The organism is Desulfurivibrio alkaliphilus AHT 2 (genome assembly GCF_000092205.1).
Lineage (GTDB): Bacteria > Desulfobacterota > Desulfobulbia > Desulfobulbales > Desulfurivibrionaceae > Desulfurivibrio > Desulfurivibrio alkaliphilus.
Window position 1 is genome coordinate 1685437 of the sequence record NC_014216.1, and the last position, 16169, is coordinate 1701605.

The window sequence follows — 16169 nt, forward strand, 5'->3', positions numbered from 1 at the left end:
CTGCTACTTCTTGGTCTTGACCGCAGCGCGACGAGGTCCTTTACGGGTCCGCGCGTTGGTACTGGTCCGCTGGCCGCGGCATGGCAGACCTTTACGGTGACGCAACCCACGGTAACATCCCAGGTCCATCAACCGCTTGATATCCATCCCGACCTCACGACGACGATCACCTTCAACAACATAATCCTCTTCGATAATCCGCCGTACTTCGGCGACCTCGTTATCGGTCAATTCGTCGCTGTTACGATCGTAGGGCAGTTTGGCCAGATCCAGGATCCTGCGGGCGGAAGGACGGCCGATCCCGTAAATGTAGGTCAGCGCCACTTCCATGTGCTTGTTTTTGGGAATATCAACACCAGCTATACGTGCCAAGGTTTTCCTCCGTTACCAAAAAATTATCCCTGACGCTGCTTGTGCTTCTTGATCTTACAAGAAACCCGCAATACGCCTTTGCGTTTGAAGACTCGGCATTCGCTGCATATCTTTTTGACGGAAGCCTGAACTTTCATGACCGCACCTCGTAAAGTTAACCAACCTATCGCTTGTTCTTGGAGCGAAAGGTCACCCGACCGCGGGTCAGATCATAGGGAGAAAGCTCCACCGTGACCCGATCACCGGGCAGTATTTTAATGAAATGCATTCGCATTTTACCAGATATATGGGCCAGCACCCGATGACCGTTGTCCAGTTCAACGCGAAACATGGCGTTGGGCAACGGCTCGATGATGGTCCCTTCGACCGTAATCGGTTCTTCCTTCGACATAACTATCTGTCTACTCCGCAGGCCGACATCAGCGGTCGGCAAATTGAAAATTTGGCACTATACTCTAAATAAAAAAAAATGCCGCTTATTTTTTGCAACCTGCCCGCCGGGACTCATAAAGTACTTAGTACCCGCGGGCCATTATCGGTCACTGCCACCGAATGTTCAAAGTGGGCCGAGAATTTCCGGTCCGTAGTAATAACCGTCCAGCCATCGGAGAGTATCTTAACGTCCGCAGTGCCCATGTTAACCATGGGTTCAATGGCCAACACCATGCCCGCCACCAGGCGGGGTGAGCCGTTGCTGCGCACGTAGTTAGGTATTTCCGGCGGTTCGTGCAACTGGCTGCCGATCCCGTGGCCGACAAACTGGCGCACCACCGAAAACCCCTGCTCTTCCACGTAGTCCTGGACAGCCCGCGAAATGTCATTGATTCGCTTGCCTACCTGGACCTGGGCTATGGCACGCTCCAGCGATTCCTGGGTAACCAGCAGCAACTCCCTGACCCGGGAGGATACTTCCCCCACCGGCACGGTGATGGCGGCATCGCCGTAGAAGCCCTGCCATTTCACGCCAAAGTCGATGCTGACAATGTCCCCCTCCCGCAAAGTAACTTTGGGTGAGGGAATGCCATGCACCACCTGTTCATTGACCGATACACAGAGGCTACCGGGAAAGCCGCGATAGCCCTTGAATGCCGGCACTCCTCCGCGGCCGCGGGCATATTCTTCGGCCCAGGCGTCAAGCTGGGCCGTGCTCACCCCAGGCTTAATCCGTTCCCGGAGCATGGCCAGGGCACCGGCCACAATCCGATTGGCCTCCGCCATGATCTCAATTTCCGCCGCCGACTTCAGGACCGCCGCTTTTGCCATCAATCGACCGCCCCGTTAACGCCTTCCTTTGAAACGGCCCTGCTTGAGGAAACCATCGTAATTACGCATCATGGTATGAGATTCAATCTGCCCGATGGTGTCGATGGAAACCACCACTACAATGAGCAGGGCCGTACCGCCGAAGTAAAAGGGGACGTTGAATTCGTTGATCAATACCGTCGGCAATACGCAGATGGCACTCATGTAAGCCGCCCCGACCACGGTCAGGCGGGTAATCACCTTGTCCAGGAAATCAGCGGTCTTCTTGCCGGGCCTGACCCCGGGGACAAAGCCACCATTACGCTTCAGATTATCCGCCACATCGACGGGATTAAAAGTCACCGCCACATAGAAAAAGCAGAAGAAAATCAAAAAAACGACAAAAACCACCGTATGCGGCAGGCTCCCCCAGGCCATGAAGGCACTGGCCCGCTGCACCCAGTCGATGTGAATAAAGTTCCCCATGGTTTCCGGAAACATCATCAGCGAGGAGGCAAAAATTGCCGGAATAACCCCGGCCATGTTCACTTTCAGCGGCAGATGCGACTGCTGGCCGCCGTACATCCGGCGACCGACCATACGTTTGGCGTACTGCACCGGAATCCGCCGCTGGGCGGTTTCCACAAAGACTATGAAGCCGGTAACCGCCAGCACCATAACCAGCAGCAGGGGCAGAAATACCATGGGCAATTCGCCGGTGCCGGCCATCTGGAAGGTGTTGGCGATGGCGGCGGGCATACTGGCCAGAATCCCGGCGTAGATAATCAGCGAGATGCCGTTGCCGATCCCCCGCTCGGTCATCTGTTCACCCAGCCACATGACAAAGGCGGTGCCACAGGTCAGGGTAATCATGGTCGTCAGCCGAAATCCCCAGCCCGGCTCAATGACGATGGGAAGTTCGCCCGGAGCGGTCATCCCTTCCAGGCCGATACTGATGATTATCCCCTGGATCATGGCCAGGCCGATGGTGGCATAACGGGTGTACTGGGTGATCTTCTGCCGGCCGGACTCCCCTTCCTTCTTCAGGGCCTCCAGGTAGGGCACCACCACGGTGAGCAGCTGAAAGATAATGGAGGCACTGATATAGGGCATGATCCCCAGGGCAAAGATGGAAAAGTTTTCCAAAGCCCCACCGGAGAACATGTTGAACATATCAAACAGTCCACCGACCTGCTCAAAAAAAGCAGTTATCGCCTCGCCGTTGACCCCGGGCGTGGGCACTTGCACCCCGGCCCGATATACCGCGAGCATGGCCAGCGTAAAGAAAATTCTCCGGCGCAGCTCCGGAATTCCGGCGGCACTACCAACACCTGCCTGCATTAATTACCCCTCAGGCCGCAGCGGTTACCGAACCGCCGGCGGCTTCAATTTTACTGCGGGCAGAGTCGCTGACTTTGTCCACACTAACCTGCAACGCCACGGTCAACTCACCGTCACCCAGGATCTTGATCCCCTGCTCCTTGGCCGAAACCAGCCCGGCAGCCACCAGGGCGGCGCGGTCAACCTGAGCATTGGCTTCAAACCGATTCAGGTCCTGCACGTTGACTACGGCGTAAACCTTGCGAAAGGGATTGCGGAAGCCGCGTTTGGGGATTCGCCGCTGCAGGGGCATCTGGCCGCCTTCAAAACCTGGCTTGATGCCGCTGCCGGAACGGGCCTTGTAGCCTTTATGACCCCGGCCGGAGGTCTTACCATGGCCGGTGCCGGGTCCGCGACCCACCCGCTTCTTGGGTTTACGAGAGCCGGGATGGGGTGAAAGATTGCTCAAATTCAACATTATATTTCCTCCACGTCCACCAGATGACGGACCTTGGCGACCATGCCCCGAATCTCCGGAGTATCCTTGCGGATCATGGTCTTGTGGGTTCTGGTTAAACCGAGACCGGTCAGGGTCTGACGAATTTTGTCGGTGCTGCCGATGGCGCTTTTGCGCAAGGTCAGCTTAAGTTCATTTCCAGCCATGATTTACCTCGGCCTCGCTCTAATCTTAAAAAGTAATTTCTTCTACGCTTTTGCCCCGCATTCTAGCCACTTTGGCCGGATTACGAAGCCGGCGCAAGCCGTCCAGGGTGGCCTTGACCATGTTGTGGGGGTTGTGGGAGCCAATGCACTTGGTCAGAATATTGTTAATCCCGGCCGCTTCCAGCACCGCTCGCACCGGACCGCCGGCAATAACGCCAGTACCGGCAGCAGCAGGCTTGAGCATAACCTGACCAGCTCCAAACTTACCCATGATCTCATGGGGGATGCTCACTTCATTGAGGGCCACCGACTGCATATCCTTGCGGGCCTTTTCCACCCCTTTACGGATCGCTTCCGGCACCTGGTTGGCCTTGCCAAGCCCGTACCCTACCTTGCCGTTGCCGTCTCCTACCACGACGATGGCGCTGAAGTGAAACCGCCGGCCGCCTTTCACGACCTTGGCCGTTCGGTTGATAAATACGATTTTTTCAATCAGCTGATCATCGCTGCTGCTGTTTCTCATTTCCGCCAAGGTGACACCCCCAAGCTGATAAAATAATTAAAAGTTCAAACCGCCTTCACGGGCGCCATCGGAAAGGGCTTTAACCCTACCGTGATAAATATATCCGCCACGGTCAAAAACCACCTCTTCCACCCCTTTGGCCTTGGCCAGCTCCGCCAGGCGGAGGCCAACCTGCTTGGCCAGGGCGATTTTGCCCTTTTCCTCGCTCGGCTGGAAGTCCTTGGACTTGGTGCTCATGGCAGCCAAGGTATGGCCGGCACTGTCATCTATGAGCTGACCATAGATATGGCGGGCACTCTTAAAAACCCGCAAGCGGGGGCGCTGCGCCGTACCGGTGATATTTTTTCTGATCCTTTTGATCCGTTTCTCGCGGGCCGCGGCCCTCATGCTTGTCTTTGCCATTTTTCCTTACCTGTACTACCGGTTTATTCCAGCAGACGACCCGGGCTTGCCCGGTGCCGCCAACGGCAACATTAAGTTAAAGCTTATTTGGCCTTGGTCTTGCCGGCCTTCCTGACAATGCGCTCGTCTTCGTAACGAATGCCTTTCCCTTTGTAGGGTTCCGGCTTGCGTACCGCCCGGATCCTGGCCGCCGTTTCGCCAAGCAGCTCTTTATCCATGGCCTGCAGGGTCAGGGTGTTCTTTTCCACCGCGGCCGAGACACCCTCGGGCAGAGGAAAGTGCACCGGGTTGGAATAACCCACGTTGAGGTTGAGGGCATCACCCTTAACCTCCACCCGGTAACCAACACCCTCCACCACCAGCTTTTTCTCAAAGCCCTTTTCCACCCCGATCACCATATTGTTGATGAGGGTGCGGGTAAGCCCGGTAAAGGCAATGGTCCGCTGACTGCTGTCCTTGGCCTTAACCATGACCCGGCCATCTTCCTGCTCCAGGGCGATCTCGGGACGCACCTGGCGATCCAGGGAGCCCTTGGGGCCGGTAACCGTCACCTGGCTGCCCTTGATATCCACCTTCACCTTGTCGGGGACGGTAATTGGTTCTCTGCCTATTCTCGACATCTTGTCGCTCCTTATCAAAACCGTAGCGAAGAGCTGGTGCCCCGGCTACCGTACGCGTATCAACTCAATTCAACGCCTTACCAGACCTGGCACAGCAACTCGCCGCCGATCTTCTGCTCACGGGCCTGCTTATCGGTCATGACCCCTTTGGAAGTCGACAGCACCGCTACCCCCAGGCCACTCATAACCTTGGGAATCCGGTCATGTTTGACATAAATCCGGCGGCCGGGGCTACTGCACCGCTTAATGCCGGTGATCGCCTGTTGGCGGCGGTCATCGTAGCGCAGGGTAATCTTTAAAATACCCTGCTTGTCGTCCTCGCTGACCTGAAAGTCATCGATGTAACCTTCCTGCTTAAGGATCGCAGCCATCCCGGCCTTGATCTTCGAATGCGGCATTTCAAGGCTTTCGTGCCCTGCCATACCGGCGTTACGAATCCTGGTCAGCATATCAGCCAACGGATCACTCATCGCCATCGCTTAAAACTCCTGTTTTAATGTTTGTTCAGCCCCGCCAACTACCAGCTTGACTTGGTAACCCCGGCAATCTCGCCGTTTGAGGCCAGGTTACGCAGACAGATCCGGCAGACCCCGAATTTACGGTAATAAGCCCGCGGCCGTCCGCACAGGCCACAGCGATTGTACTCACGTACCTTGAACTTCTGCTTCCGGTTACATTTAGCGATCATCGATTTCTTAGCCAACTCAAGCCTCCCGCCCTTATCAATGTTACTTTTTAAAGGGCATGCCCATCGCCTTCAGCAAGAAACGGCCTTCGGCATCCGTTTTAGCCGAAGTCGTAATGGCAATGTTCAAACCTTTTATCTTGTCAATCTTGTCGTAGTCGATTTCCGGAAAGATGATATGTTCCTTGATCCCCAGGGAGTAGTTTCCCCGGCCATCAAAGGCCTTGGCGGAGATCCCGCGAAAGTCGCGGACCCGGGGCAAAGCCACATGAACCAGCTTGGCCAGGAAATCGTACATCCTATCGCCCCGCAGGGTTACCCGGCAGCCAATGGGCATCCCTTCGCGGAGTTTGAAGGTGGCTATAGACCGCTTGGCCCTGGTCACCACCGCCTTCTGCCCGGCAATGAGTGTCAGTTCGCGGCCGGCACTCTCAACGATCTTGGGGTTTTGCACGGCTTCGCCAAGGCCCATGTTAAGGGTCACCTTTTCCAGCTTCGGAGCCTCCATGATGTTGCTGTAACCAAACTCCTTCATGAGTTGGGGAACACATTCATCGAGGTAATATTGTCTCATTCCTGCCATACTTAAAGGCCTCCAGCGCCTTCTTGGTAATCATCCAGCCGCGCCGCTTTTCAGGTACCCAGCCAGGCTTGCTGCTTCCTGCGTCGCTTTGGGCTGTCCTGAGTTTGCGCGGCATGGCGAACAATCACCGCCCGTTCAATTACCGGTATTATCGATCCTGGTATGTGGTTGTTGCTTATCGGTTCGTGGACCCGTGCTGGTTATAAAAACCCAGCCTCTCTCAGGCCGGAACCTCTACGGACTCACCACATTTTTTGCAAATTCTCTCCCGGGTGCCGTCTTCCAGAACCCTGCGGCCCACTCGCGAGGTTTTGGCACACTTGGGGCAGATCAGCATCAGATTGGAAATGGCCAAAGGCGCTTCCTTATCGATGATTCCGCCCTGCTGATTCTGGGCACTGGGCTTGGTGTGGCGCTTGATCATGTTGATCTTGTCCACCACGGCCCGGCCCCGCTTGCGGTCGATCCGGATTACCTTACCGACCCGGCCTTTGTCACCACCGGCGATCACTTCGACCCGGTCATTAACCTTGATATGAGTTTTAGCGTTGTGCATTTTTTATCCTTGCCTTAAAGAACTTCCGGAGCCAGGGAAACAATCTTCATAAAGCCCTTGGGCCGCAATTCACGTGCCACGGGACCGAAAATACGGGTTCCCACCGGATCGCCGGCATTGTTTACCAGCACCGCGGAATTTTCATCGAAGCGCACTGTTGTGTCATCCTGGCGGCGAATCTCCTTGCTGGTCCGAACCACCACGGCCTTGACCACATCGCCCTTCTTAACCTTGGCGTTGGGGATCGCCTCTTTAACCGAAACCACCACCACATCACCAATGCCCGCATAGCGCCGGCCGGTGCCGCCCAGAACCCGGATGCACATCACTTTCTTGGCCCCGGAGTTGTCGGCCACATTAAGTACTGTTTGTGTCTGAATCATGATTTCACCTGCTTATCCGGCAGTCATTCAACTCGATACCCGCTGCCGGCGGGAATCGCTCTAGGAAGCATTGCTCAATTACTTACTGCTCAGACAGCCTTTTCCAGGATGGCCCGCAGGCGCCAGCGCTTGCGCCGGCTCAAGGGACGACACTCCTCAACCAGCACCCGATCACCGACATTGCAAAGGTTCTCGGGATCATGAGCCATGCATTTGGTCTGGCTACGAATGTATTTGCCGTAGAGCTTATGGGGGGTCATGGTGGTGGACTGGACCACGATGCTCTTGTCCATTTTGTTACTTACCACCAGCCCGACCCTGGTTTTCTTGCTACCTTGCTGTTCTGCACTCATTTGATCTATCCCAGCTGAAGAAGTCTTGGGCAGCTCTGCCTGCGGCAGCGCCCTGGCTCCCGATTAATAACGCAAACGCGCAATAATTCAGTTCGCGCTGCCTTCACGCAACAGAGTCTTAACCCGGCTGATGGTCTTACGGGTCTGACGAATCCTGGCGGTGTTCTCCAGGGGCCGAATTCCGTGCCTGAATTTCAACCGGCACAACTCCTCGGACAGTTCGCGCAACCGGCTAGCCAGTTCTTCACCGCTTAATTCACGGAGTTCCTTGATTTTCATAACGTCGTATCCAGCTCGATAATTTTGGTGGGAAACGGCAGCTTATTGGCCGCCAGCCGCAGGGCCTCGCGGGCCAGATCGGCATCTACCCCGGACAGCTCGTAAAGAATCCGCCCCGGCTTGATCACAGCCACCCAGCCTTCGGGGCTGCCTTTACCTTTACCCATGCGGGTTTCAGCCGGCTTCTTGGTATAGGATTTGTCCGGAAAAACCCGAATCCACATCTTGCCGCCACGCTTAACCTTACGGTTGATGGCAATACGTGCGGCCTCGATCTGCCGGGCTGACATCCAGCCACAACCCACAGCCTTAAGGGCGTACTGGCCAAAAGCAATGGACGATCCCCGGTGCGCTGCACCGGTCATGCGGCCTTTAAAAACCTTTCTGTGGGTGACTTTCTTTGGACTCAGCATATTCTTAACCTGTGGTCGTTAACGTTGGTTGATTTGCTTTTTGCTGCCGGCCGGCAAGACCTCTCTGCTGTCCCGGCTTTCCGCAGCTTCTCCACTATGTGCCCGGCGGGCAATCTCAGGCCTGCACCTGCTCTTCAACCCCGCGGTAGTCCTCTTCAGCAAGGACCTCGCCTTTGAAAATCCAGACCTTGACGCCGATAATCCCGTAGGTGGTACGGGCCTCGGCCAAACCGTAATCGATATCAGCCCGCAGGGTGTGCAGGGGTACCCGTCCCTCGCGGTACCATTCCCGGCGGGACATCTCCGCTCCGCCCAACCGACCGGAACAGGCAACTTTAATCCCTTTGGCACCAAACTTCAAGGCCATATTTACCGACTTTTTCATCGCCCGGCGAAAGGCGATCCGCCGCTCCAGCTGCTGGGCGATATTTTCCGCCACCAGCTGGGCGTCGGCCTCGGGCCGGCGTACTTCCTGGATATCCACGGCACAGACCCGTCCGGTACGCTTCTCCAGGTCGGCCTTCAAGGCGTCGATCTCGGAGCCCTTCTTGCCGATCACGATGCCAGGCCGGGCGGTATGCAGCTTAACCCGGATCTTATCTCCGGTCCGCAGGATCTGAATTTTAGAAACACCAGCATGAAACAGGCGTTTTTTCAGGTATTTCTTGAGATCCTGATCCTCCAGAATATTTCTGGAATAATCTTTATCGGCGTACCAAATGGAATCCCAGGTCCGTACAATGTTCAGCCGCAAACCGATTGGATTGACTTTCTGGCCCAAAATTATCCTCCATTAACAAAATAGTGGTTCCAACGCCGGCCTTCGCTGGCGCGAAGGTTTATTGTTCGTCCAGCACAACCGTGATATGGCTGGTCCGCTTGAGAATCCGGCCGGCCCGCCCCATGGCCATGGGGCGGATCCGCTTCAGCATGGGCCCACCATCGACATGGATGCTTTTAATGTAGAGGTTATCCACATCCGTGGTCTCATTCTGGCTGGCATTGGCCACCGCCGACTCGATAAGCTTGCGTAGAATTCTGGCACCCTTTTTGGGCATGAATCGCAAGGTGTTCAACGCGGCACCCACCTCGCGGCCCCGTACCAGATCGGCTACCAACCGCGCTTTCTGCGGTGAGATCCGGATGTTCCGGACCAGCGCTTTAGCTTCCATCGCCATTCCACTCCTTATATCAATTAACTCTTACGATTATTTCTTCTTCTTGCCGGCGGCATGACCATAGTAGGTCCGGGTGGGCGAAAACTCGCCCAGCTTATGCCCTACCATGTTTTCAGAAACAAACACCGGAATGAACTTCTTGCCGTTATGGACGGCAAAGGTCAGCCCAATCATCTCCGGGATAATGTCCGAACGCCGCGACCAGGTCTGAATAACCTTGCGGGATCCTTCTTCTCTGGCCTTGACCACCTTCTTCATCAGGTGATCATCAATAAACGGTCCTTTTTTAATCGAGCGTGCCACTTATGCTCCCCCTTAATTAAGGATGATTAGGATCTTTTCTTGACAATATCGCGATCGCTGGCTTTCCGCCCACGGGTCTTGAAACCCTTGGTCGGCACACCCCAAGGTGTGCAGGGATGCCGGCCACCGGAGCTCTTGCCTTCGCCACCGCCCATGGGATGGTCAACCGGGTTCATGGCCACGCCACGGACCTCGGGACGCCGTCCCAACCAGCGGCTGCGACCCGCCTTGCCCAATTTTCTGCTTTCATGTTCGATGTTGCCGACCTGGCCGATACTGGCCCGGCAACGGCGATGAAGGCGGCGCACCTCACCGGAGGGCAGCTTGACCAGCACATGATCGCCTTCCTTGGCCATCAACTGGGCCGAGCCGCCGGCGCTGCGCACCAGCTGACCACCCTTGCCGATTTTCATCTCGATATTGTGAATGGTGCTGCCCAGGGGCATATTACCCATGGGGAGGCAATTGCCGGGCTTAATGTCGACGTTGTCACCAGCCTCGACCACATCACCGACCTTGATCCCGTTGGGCGAGAGAATATAGCGCTTCTCGCCGTCGACGTACTGCAGCAGAGCGATATTGGCGCTGCGGTTGGGATCGTACTCAATGCTGGCGACCTTGGCGGGGATATCGACCTTGCTACGTTTAAAATCGATCACCCGGTACTTGCGCTTATGGCCACCGCCCTGGTGCCGGCAAGTGACCCGGCCGTTGTTGTTGCGGCCGCCGGTTTTTTTCAGACTGCGCACCAGCCCCTTAACCGGGCGTTCCTTGGCCAGGTTTTCATTTACCACGGTCACCAGGGTCCGGCGGCCGGGAGATGTCGGTTTATATGTCTTCAGTGCCATCTGCAACTCCAGTCAGTTTTTTCCCGGCGGGGCCTCTGGTCCCAAAAAGTTTCGTTGCCAGAGCCTCTGCCGGGGGGAACTACCCTATGCGTTCGGTTACAGCTCCTCAAGAAAGTCCAGCTTGCTATCAGCGCTCAGGGTAACAAAGGCCTTTTTGTAGTCGGAGGTACGACCGACGTAACGGCTCATCCGCCTCCTGCGGCCGGTCATATTGGCGGTCCGAACCTTGTCCACCTTAACACTGAACAGCTCTTCCACCGCTTGCTTGATCTCACTCTTGTTGGCCCGGCGATCCACCTGCAGCACCACCTGATTAAAACTCTCTTGCAGGCCCATGCTTTTTTCCGTCAGACGGGGACGCTTGAGCACCTCGTAGATATTTTTCATGTCAGCAGCCTCTCCCGCAGTTGCTCAATACAGGGCTGCAGCAGCACGATGTGCTTGTGCAGCAGGATGTCATAAACGTTCAGCCCCTCGGTGGGCATTACTTTGAAGCCGGGAACGTTTCGAGAAGAACGCTCCAGGGTTTCAATGCTCTCCGGCACAACGATAAGGGCGTTATCGATGGAGAAACCGTCCATGACCTCAACAAATTTCTTGGTCTTGATTTCATCCAACTGAAAATCATCCAGCACCACCAGCAGATTGTCGGCACAGCGCGAGCTAAGCGCCATACGCAGGCCAAGCTTACGCGCCTTGCGCGGCATGGAAAAGGCGTAGCTGCGCGGGCGAGGGCCGAAAACAGTGCCACCACCGCGCCACACAGGCGACTTGCGGCTGCCGGCCCGGGCCCGGCCCGTACCCTTCTGACGCCAGGGTTTTTTTCCGCTGCCACTTACGTCCTTGCGGGTCTTGGTGCAGGCGGTGCCAGCCCGCCGGTTGGCACGCTGCATCCGCACTATATCGTGCAAAAGATGGGGGTTGACTTCGACCCCGAAAAGGGCGTCGTCCAACTCGACGTCTCCCACCTTTTCCTTTTTAATATTGTAAACTTCTGTAACCGCCATTTCGGTACCCCCTGTCATCGCAGCAGGCCGGCGCGGGCTCGGACAGCGCACGCCGGAATTTTCGCCGCAGGTTGCGGCGCTGCTAAATCTTTACGATTTCTTATAGATCTGAACCAGGCCCTCTTTGGCGCCGGGAACTCCACCTTTTACGACCAGTACATTCTGCTCGGGTCGGATATCGACAATGGTGCAGTTTTTCTTGGTGACAAACTGATCGCCCATCTGTCCGGGCATTTTCTTGCCCTTAATAACCCGGCTCGGCCAGGCGCTGCAGCCAATGGCACCGGGGCGCCGGTGAAACATGGAACCGTGGGTGGCCCGGCCACCTTTAAATCCATGGCGCTTGACTACACCCTGAAAGCCACGGCCCTTGCTGCGCGCGCGCACATCAACCAGTTCGCCGACATTGAAAATCTCGGTCATGGAAATCTCCTGACCAAGCTCGTAAGCATCGGGATCGGCCACGCGAAACTCCTTGATATGATAAAATCCGCCCTTGCCGGCGGCCTTCGCATGTCCCTTCTCCGGTTTGTTGAGCCGCTGCTCCTTCTTTGCGCCGAAGCCGACCTGGATGGCGTTGTAACCTTCTTTGGCCAGGGTCTTTTTCTGTAGCACCACACAGGGGCCAGCCTCAATCACGGTGACGGGGATGGCAGTACCTGTTTCGGAAAAAATCCGGGTCATCCCCATTTTTTTCCCGAGCAAACCCATAAATTTAGACATCGTTGCACCTGTCGTTTACTTGCCAAGCCTTTGCGGGCTTAGAGTTTGATCTCAACATCAACACCGGCGGAGAGCTCCAGCTTCATCAAGGCATCGATGGTCTGCTGGGTCGGTTCGAGAATATCCAGCAGCCGCCGGTGGGTCCGCATCTCGAACTGCTCCCGTGACTTCTTGTCCACATGGGGACCGCGCAGTACACAAAACTTGTTGATCGAGGTCGGCAGCGGGATGGGGCCGGCCACCGCCGCCCCGGTCCGCTTGGCAGTCTCCACGATCTCACCGGTGGACTGATCAATCAACTTATGGTCATAGCCTTTAAGGCGAATACGGATCTTCTGGGTGTTAATCATGATTTTTCCTTACGTCGCCTGCTTAAGCGATGATCTTATTAATAACCCCGGCGCCCACGGTACGGCCGCCTTCACGGATGGCAAAGCGCAGGCCCTCATCCATGGCGATGGGGGTGATCAGTTCGGCTTCGACGGTGACGTTGTCACCGGGCATTACCATCTCCACGCCCTCGCCCAGGGTCACAACCCCGGTCACGTCGGTGGTCCGGAAGTAAAACTGCGGCCGGTAACCGTTGAAAAACGGGGTATGGCGGCCACCTTCTTCCTTGCTCAGAATATAGCACTCGGCCTGGAACTTGGTGTGCGGGGTGATGCTCCCCGGCTTGGCCAGAACCTGTCCGCGCTCAATCTCGTCACGCTTGGTGCCGCGCAGCAGTACGCCCACGTTGTCGCCGGCCTGACCCTCATCAAGGATCTTGCGGAACATCTCGACCCCGGTCACCGTGGTCTTCTGGGTCGGGCGGATACCGACAATCTCGATCTCCTCACCCACCTTAACCACCCCGCGCTCGATCCGACCGGTGGCCACCGTGCCGCGACCGGAGATGGAGAACACGTCCTCCACCGGCATCAGAAAAGGCAGATCCACGTCACGCTTGGGCTCGGGAATAAAGCTGTCGCAGGCTGCAACCAGGTCCCAGATCGGCTTGGTGGCCGCTTCGTCCTCGGGGTTCTCCAGGGCCTTCAGGGCACTGCCGTGGATGATCGGGGTATCGTCGCCGGGGAAGTCGTACTTGCTCAACAACTCGCGCAGCTCCATCTCCACCAGCTCGATCAGCTCCGGATCATCTACCATGTCGCACTTGTTGAGGAATACCACGATGGACGGGACACCTACCTGGCGAGCCAGCAGGATGTGCTCCCGGGTCTGCGGCATGGGGCCGTCGTCGGCGCCCACCACCAGGATGGCGCCGTCCATCTGCGCCGCACCGGTGATCATGTTTTTAATATAGTCGGCGTGACCCGGGCAGTCCACATGGGCATAGTGGCGAGAATCGGACTCGTACTCCACATGGGAAGTGGCGATGGTAATACCGCGCTCCTTCTCTTCCGGCGCCTTGTCAATCTGATCAAACGCCGTTGCGTTGGCGTAACCCTTGGTCGACAGCACCCGGGTAAGAGCCGCCGTCAGCGTCGTCTTTCCGTGGTCGATATGGCCGATGGTGCCGATGTTGACATGCGGCTTCTTGCGTTCAAATTTCTCTTTTGCCATGGGTCTTCTCCTCAGCGCACTTTATTTTTTTAGGCAAAATCTCAATTGCTTATCTCTCTGCTTACTATCCCAGGCCTCGGACCCGCCGGATAATCTGCTCGGACAGGTGACTCGGGACCACTTCGTAACTGTGAAACTGCATGGCATAGTTGGCCCGCCCTTGGGTGGCCGAGCGCAGGTCGGTGGAATAACCGAACATCTCGGCCAGCGGCACCCTGGCCCGCATCACCCTGAGATCGCCACCCAGGCTGTCATTGCCGATAATGGCGGCCCGACGGCCGTTGAGGTCGGCAATAACCTCGCCCATAAAGCTCTCGGGCACGGTGATCTCCACCGCCATCAGCGGCTCCAGCAGCACCGGCCGGGCCTCCAGCAGCCCCTGCCGGCAGGCCATGTTGGCGGCGATTCCGAAGGCCTGCGGGGTCGACTCCTCTTCGTGGAATGAGCCGTCGACCAGGGCCACCTCCAGGTCAATCAGGGGAAAGCCCAGCAAGACCCCGGAGGTCATGCTGTCCGCCACCGACTTACCAACCGCCTCCACCAGGGCCGGCGGAATGGCTTCCGCCGCCACCCGGCTGACAAAATTGAAACCCTCGCCGCGCTCCCGGGGGGTTAACTCCAGCACCACATGGGCGTACTGGCCTTTACCGCCGGGGGTGGGCTGGTCAAACTTAACCTCGGCCCTGGCCTCGGCGGAAATGCTCTCTTTGTACGCCACCTGGGGGCGGCCGACGTTGACCCCGACCTTAAACTCGCGCAGCAGGCGGTCGGTAATAATGTCCAGGTGCAGTTCGCCCATCCCGGCGATGATGGTCTGCCCGGTGTCGGGGTCGGTGCGAACTCTGAACGATGGGTCTTCCACCGCCAGCCGTTCCAGGGTGGCGGCCAGTTTTTCCTCATCGGCCTTGCCCTTGGGCTCAATGGCCACGCTGATCACCGACTCGGGAAACTCCATGACATCCAGGACAAAAAAATCGCCGGACTCACACAGCGTATCTCCGGTGGTGGTGAACTTGAGGCCAACCACAGCACCAATCTCACCGGCCTGCAACTCCTTGACGTCTTCACGCTTGTTGGAGTGCATGCGCATGATCCGCCCGATCTTTTCCTGCTTGCGCTTGAGCGGATTGTAAACCTTGCCACCGACCTTCAAGACCCCCGAATAGACCCGCACATAAGCAAGGTTGTCGACAAAAGGGTCGGAGGTGATCTTAAAGGCCAGGGCGCAAAGCTTCTCTTTCAGCCCGACCTTACGGGTCTCCTCCTCACCCTCCTGGTTGACCCCATGCACCGGTGGCATATCCAGGGGAGAAGGCAAATAGTTTACCACTGCATCCAGCAGGGGCTGCACGCCTTTGTTCTTAAAGGCGCTGCCACACAGCACCGGCACCACCTGCAATTTCAGGGTGGCTGCCCGGATTGCCTGATACAGTTCGGCTGCAGTGAACGTCTGTTCGTCCAGGAATTTCTCCATGACCCCATCATCGAAGTCGGCCAACTTCTCGATCAGGGCCATACGTGCGGCCGTAGACTCTTCTTGCAGATCAGCAGGGATCGGTTCTTCAAGAACCTTGGCCCCCTGCGAGGCCTCATCAAAAAGCAGCATCTTCTCGCTGAGGAGATCGATGACACCCCGAAAATTCTCTTCTCGACCAACCGGGAGCTGCAGCAGCAGAGGAACTGCCTGCAAGCGGTCGATCATCATTTGCAGACAGCGCCCATGGTCGGCGCCGCTGCGGTCCATCTTGTTGATGAAGGCTATGCGCGGCACCCGGTAGTTGTCTGCCTGGCGCCATACCGTTTCCGACTGGGGCTCAACCCCGCCGACGGCACAAAAGACGGCCACCGCACCATCCAAAACCCGCAGGCACCGTTCCACCTCGATGGTGAAATCAACGTGCCCCGGGGTATCAATGATGTTAACCCGATGCTCGCCCCAGGTGCAGGTGGTGGCGGCGGAGGTGATGGTGATGCCGCGCTCCTGCTCCTGCTCCATCCAGTCCATGATGGCGTTGCCATCGTGGACCTCGCCCATCTTGTGCGAGCGCCCGGTGTAAAACAGGATACGCTCGGTGGTCGTGGTTTTACCGGCATCGATGTGGGCCATGATGCCTATATTACGCAATCGCGCTAAATCATCCTCTGCCGCCACG

At 56.9% G+C, this 16169-nt stretch carries 28 protein-coding genes; all 28 read right to left on the minus strand.

Going from position 1 to position 16169, the window contains the following annotated elements:
• Positions 1-3: 3 nt before the first annotated feature.
• Complete coding sequence (rpsM, locus tag DAAHT2_RS07290; RefSeq protein ID WP_013163651.1) at positions 4-372, minus strand: 30S ribosomal protein S13; 369 nt, start codon at positions 370-372, stop codon at positions 4-6.
• 23 nt (positions 373-395) lie between these two features.
• Positions 396-509, minus strand: coding sequence for a 50S ribosomal protein L36 (gene rpmJ, locus DAAHT2_RS14310; protein WP_013163652.1), 114 nt, complete (start codon positions 507-509; stop codon positions 396-398).
• Between the two features lie 26 nt (positions 510-535).
• Positions 536-763, minus strand: a complete 228-nt coding sequence (gene infA, locus DAAHT2_RS07295) for a translation initiation factor IF-1 (protein ID WP_013163653.1) — start codon at positions 761-763, stop codon at positions 536-538.
• Positions 764-876: 113 nt separating this feature from the next.
• Positions 877-1635, minus strand: coding sequence for a type I methionyl aminopeptidase (gene map, locus DAAHT2_RS07300; protein WP_013163654.1), 759 nt, complete (start codon positions 1633-1635; stop codon positions 877-879).
• 15 nt (positions 1636-1650) lie between these two features.
• Positions 1651-2955, minus strand: a complete 1305-nt coding sequence (gene secY / locus DAAHT2_RS07305; protein ID WP_013163655.1) for a preprotein translocase subunit SecY — start codon at positions 2953-2955, stop codon at positions 1651-1653.
• 10 nt (positions 2956-2965) lie between these two features.
• A complete protein-coding gene (gene rplO / locus DAAHT2_RS07310; RefSeq protein WP_013163656.1) occupies positions 2966-3412 on the minus strand; it encodes a 50S ribosomal protein L15 in 447 nt (148 codons plus the stop codon).
• Positions 3412-3597, minus strand: a complete 186-nt coding sequence (gene rpmD, locus DAAHT2_RS07315; RefSeq protein WP_013163657.1) for a 50S ribosomal protein L30 — start codon at positions 3595-3597, stop codon at positions 3412-3414. Before rpmD ends, rplO begins: the two co-directional genes overlap by 1 nt.
• 25 nt (positions 3598-3622) lie before the next feature.
• Positions 3623-4120, minus strand: a complete 498-nt coding sequence (rpsE, locus tag DAAHT2_RS07320; protein WP_013163658.1) for a 30S ribosomal protein S5 — start codon at positions 4118-4120, stop codon at positions 3623-3625.
• Positions 4121-4156: 36 nt separating this feature from the next.
• Positions 4157-4522, minus strand: coding sequence for a 50S ribosomal protein L18 (gene rplR, locus DAAHT2_RS07325; protein ID WP_013163659.1), 366 nt, complete (start codon positions 4520-4522; stop codon positions 4157-4159).
• Positions 4523-4605: 83 nt separating this feature from the next.
• Positions 4606-5142: a 50S ribosomal protein L6 gene (gene rplF / locus DAAHT2_RS07330; RefSeq protein WP_013163660.1), complete on the minus strand. Its 537-nt coding sequence runs from the start codon at positions 5140-5142 to the stop codon at positions 4606-4608.
• 77 nt (positions 5143-5219) lie between these two features.
• Positions 5220-5618, minus strand: coding sequence for a 30S ribosomal protein S8 (rpsH, locus tag DAAHT2_RS07335; RefSeq protein ID WP_013163661.1), 399 nt, complete (start codon positions 5616-5618; stop codon positions 5220-5222).
• 41 nt (positions 5619-5659) lie between these two features.
• Complete coding sequence (locus DAAHT2_RS07340; protein ID WP_041718874.1) at positions 5660-5845, minus strand: type Z 30S ribosomal protein S14; 186 nt, start codon at positions 5843-5845, stop codon at positions 5660-5662.
• A 25-nt stretch (positions 5846-5870) separates the two neighbouring features.
• Complete coding sequence (rplE, locus tag DAAHT2_RS07345; RefSeq protein WP_013163663.1) at positions 5871-6410, minus strand: 50S ribosomal protein L5; 540 nt, start codon at positions 6408-6410, stop codon at positions 5871-5873.
• Between the two features lie 220 nt (positions 6411-6630).
• Entirely contained in the window at positions 6631-6966 is a 336-nt protein-coding gene (gene rplX, locus DAAHT2_RS07350; protein ID WP_013163664.1) for a 50S ribosomal protein L24, read from the minus strand.
• A 14-nt stretch (positions 6967-6980) separates the two neighbouring features.
• Positions 6981-7349, minus strand: coding sequence for a 50S ribosomal protein L14 (gene rplN / locus DAAHT2_RS07355; protein WP_013163665.1), 369 nt, complete (start codon positions 7347-7349; stop codon positions 6981-6983).
• 89 nt (positions 7350-7438) lie between these two features.
• Positions 7439-7702, minus strand: coding sequence for a 30S ribosomal protein S17 (gene rpsQ / locus DAAHT2_RS07360; protein WP_013163666.1), 264 nt, complete (start codon positions 7700-7702; stop codon positions 7439-7441).
• 87 nt (positions 7703-7789) lie between these two features.
• Positions 7790-7981 (minus strand): 50S ribosomal protein L29, encoded by a 192-nt coding sequence (gene rpmC, locus DAAHT2_RS07365; protein WP_013163667.1) that lies wholly within the window; start codon positions 7979-7981, stop codon positions 7790-7792.
• Positions 7978-8394, minus strand: coding sequence for a 50S ribosomal protein L16 (rplP, locus tag DAAHT2_RS07370; protein ID WP_013163668.1), 417 nt, complete (start codon positions 8392-8394; stop codon positions 7978-7980). The genes rpmC and rplP overlap by 4 nt, the downstream gene beginning before the upstream one ends.
• A gap of 115 nt (positions 8395-8509) precedes the next feature.
• The gene (gene rpsC, locus DAAHT2_RS07375; protein ID WP_013163669.1) at positions 8510-9175 is read right to left on the minus strand and encodes a 30S ribosomal protein S3; all 666 of its coding nucleotides are present in this window, start codon (positions 9173-9175) and stop codon (positions 8510-8512) included.
• A gap of 58 nt (positions 9176-9233) precedes the next feature.
• A complete protein-coding gene (gene rplV, locus DAAHT2_RS07380; protein ID WP_013163670.1) occupies positions 9234-9566 on the minus strand; it encodes a 50S ribosomal protein L22 in 333 nt (110 codons plus the stop codon).
• A 36-nt stretch (positions 9567-9602) separates the two neighbouring features.
• Positions 9603-9875 carry a 30S ribosomal protein S19 gene (gene rpsS, locus DAAHT2_RS07385; protein WP_013163671.1) on the minus strand — a complete coding sequence of 91 codons (273 nt, stop codon included), beginning with the start codon at positions 9873-9875 and terminating at the stop codon, positions 9603-9605.
• A gap of 26 nt (positions 9876-9901) precedes the next feature.
• Positions 9902-10723, minus strand: a complete 822-nt coding sequence (gene rplB, locus DAAHT2_RS07390) for a 50S ribosomal protein L2 (protein ID WP_013163672.1) — start codon at positions 10721-10723, stop codon at positions 9902-9904.
• 96 nt (positions 10724-10819) lie between these two features.
• Positions 10820-11110, minus strand: a complete 291-nt coding sequence (rplW, locus tag DAAHT2_RS07395) for a 50S ribosomal protein L23 (protein WP_013163673.1) — start codon at positions 11108-11110, stop codon at positions 10820-10822.
• Positions 11107-11730 (minus strand): 50S ribosomal protein L4, encoded by a 624-nt coding sequence (gene rplD / locus DAAHT2_RS07400; protein WP_013163674.1) that lies wholly within the window; start codon positions 11728-11730, stop codon positions 11107-11109. Before rplD ends, rplW begins: the two co-directional genes overlap by 4 nt.
• A 90-nt stretch (positions 11731-11820) precedes the next feature.
• Positions 11821-12453 carry a 50S ribosomal protein L3 gene (rplC, locus tag DAAHT2_RS07405; protein ID WP_013163675.1) on the minus strand — a complete coding sequence of 211 codons (633 nt, stop codon included), beginning with the start codon at positions 12451-12453 and terminating at the stop codon, positions 11821-11823.
• A 38-nt stretch (positions 12454-12491) separates the two neighbouring features.
• Positions 12492-12800, minus strand: coding sequence for a 30S ribosomal protein S10 (gene rpsJ / locus DAAHT2_RS07410; protein WP_041719496.1), 309 nt, complete (start codon positions 12798-12800; stop codon positions 12492-12494).
• 25 nt (positions 12801-12825) lie between these two features.
• Positions 12826-14016, minus strand: a complete 1191-nt coding sequence (gene tuf / locus DAAHT2_RS07415) for an elongation factor Tu (RefSeq protein WP_013163677.1) — start codon at positions 14014-14016, stop codon at positions 12826-12828.
• A gap of 64 nt (positions 14017-14080) precedes the next feature.
• A complete protein-coding gene (gene fusA / locus DAAHT2_RS07420; RefSeq protein ID WP_013163678.1) occupies positions 14081-16168 on the minus strand; it encodes an elongation factor G in 2088 nt (695 codons plus the stop codon).
• Between the last annotated feature and the right edge of the window lies 1 nt (position 16169).

Excerpts from the sequence above, each read along its gene's own strand:
- rpmJ (WP_013163652.1), bottom strand. The coding sequence starts at position 509 with ATGAAAGTTCAGGCTTCCGTCAAAAAGATATGCAGCGAATGCCGAGTC.
- infA (WP_013163653.1), bottom strand. The coding sequence starts at position 763 with ATGTCGAAGGAAGAACCGATTACGGTCGAAGGGACCATCATCGAGCCG.
- map (WP_013163654.1), bottom strand. The coding sequence starts at position 1,635 with ATGGCAAAAGCGGCGGTCCTGAAGTCGGCGGCGGAAATTGAGATCATG.
- secY (WP_013163655.1), bottom strand. The coding sequence starts at position 2,955 with ATGCAGGCAGGTGTTGGTAGTGCCGCCGGAATTCCGGAGCTGCGCCGG.
- rplO (WP_013163656.1), bottom strand. The coding sequence starts at position 3,412 with ATGTTGAATTTGAGCAATCTTTCACCCCATCCCGGCTCTCGTAAACCC.
- rpmD (WP_013163657.1), bottom strand. The coding sequence starts at position 3,597 with ATGGCTGGAAATGAACTTAAGCTGACCTTGCGCAAAAGCGCCATCGGC.
- rpsE (WP_013163658.1), bottom strand. The coding sequence starts at position 4,120 with ATGAGAAACAGCAGCAGCGATGATCAGCTGATTGAAAAAATCGTATTT.
- rplR (WP_013163659.1), bottom strand. The coding sequence starts at position 4,522 with ATGGCAAAGACAAGCATGAGGGCCGCGGCCCGCGAGAAACGGATCAAA.
- rplF (WP_013163660.1), bottom strand. The coding sequence starts at position 5,142 with ATGTCGAGAATAGGCAGAGAACCAATTACCGTCCCCGACAAGGTGAAG.
- rpsH (WP_013163661.1), bottom strand. The coding sequence starts at position 5,618 with ATGGCGATGAGTGATCCGTTGGCTGATATGCTGACCAGGATTCGTAAC.
- rplE (WP_013163663.1), bottom strand. The coding sequence starts at position 6,410 with ATGGCAGGAATGAGACAATATTACCTCGATGAATGTGTTCCCCAACTC.
- rplX (WP_013163664.1), bottom strand. The coding sequence starts at position 6,966 with ATGCACAACGCTAAAACTCATATCAAGGTTAATGACCGGGTCGAAGTG.
- rplN (WP_013163665.1), bottom strand. The coding sequence starts at position 7,349 with ATGATTCAGACACAAACAGTACTTAATGTGGCCGACAACTCCGGGGCC.
- rpsQ (WP_013163666.1), bottom strand. The coding sequence starts at position 7,702 with ATGAGTGCAGAACAGCAAGGTAGCAAGAAAACCAGGGTCGGGCTGGTG.
- rpmC (WP_013163667.1), bottom strand. The coding sequence starts at position 7,981 with ATGAAAATCAAGGAACTCCGTGAATTAAGCGGTGAAGAACTGGCTAGC.
- rplP (WP_013163668.1), bottom strand. The coding sequence starts at position 8,394 with ATGCTGAGTCCAAAGAAAGTCACCCACAGAAAGGTTTTTAAAGGCCGC.
- rplV (WP_013163670.1), bottom strand. The coding sequence starts at position 9,566 with ATGGAAGCTAAAGCGCTGGTCCGGAACATCCGGATCTCACCGCAGAAA.
- rplB (WP_013163672.1), bottom strand. The coding sequence starts at position 10,723 with ATGGCACTGAAGACATATAAACCGACATCTCCCGGCCGCCGGACCCTG.
- rplW (WP_013163673.1), bottom strand. The coding sequence starts at position 11,110 with ATGAAAAATATCTACGAGGTGCTCAAGCGTCCCCGTCTGACGGAAAAA.
- rplD (WP_013163674.1), bottom strand. The coding sequence starts at position 11,730 with ATGGCGGTTACAGAAGTTTACAATATTAAAAAGGAAAAGGTGGGAGAC.
- rplC (WP_013163675.1), bottom strand. The coding sequence starts at position 12,453 with ATGTCTAAATTTATGGGTTTGCTCGGGAAAAAAATGGGGATGACCCGG.
- tuf (WP_013163677.1), bottom strand. The coding sequence starts at position 14,016 with ATGGCAAAAGAGAAATTTGAACGCAAGAAGCCGCATGTCAACATCGGC.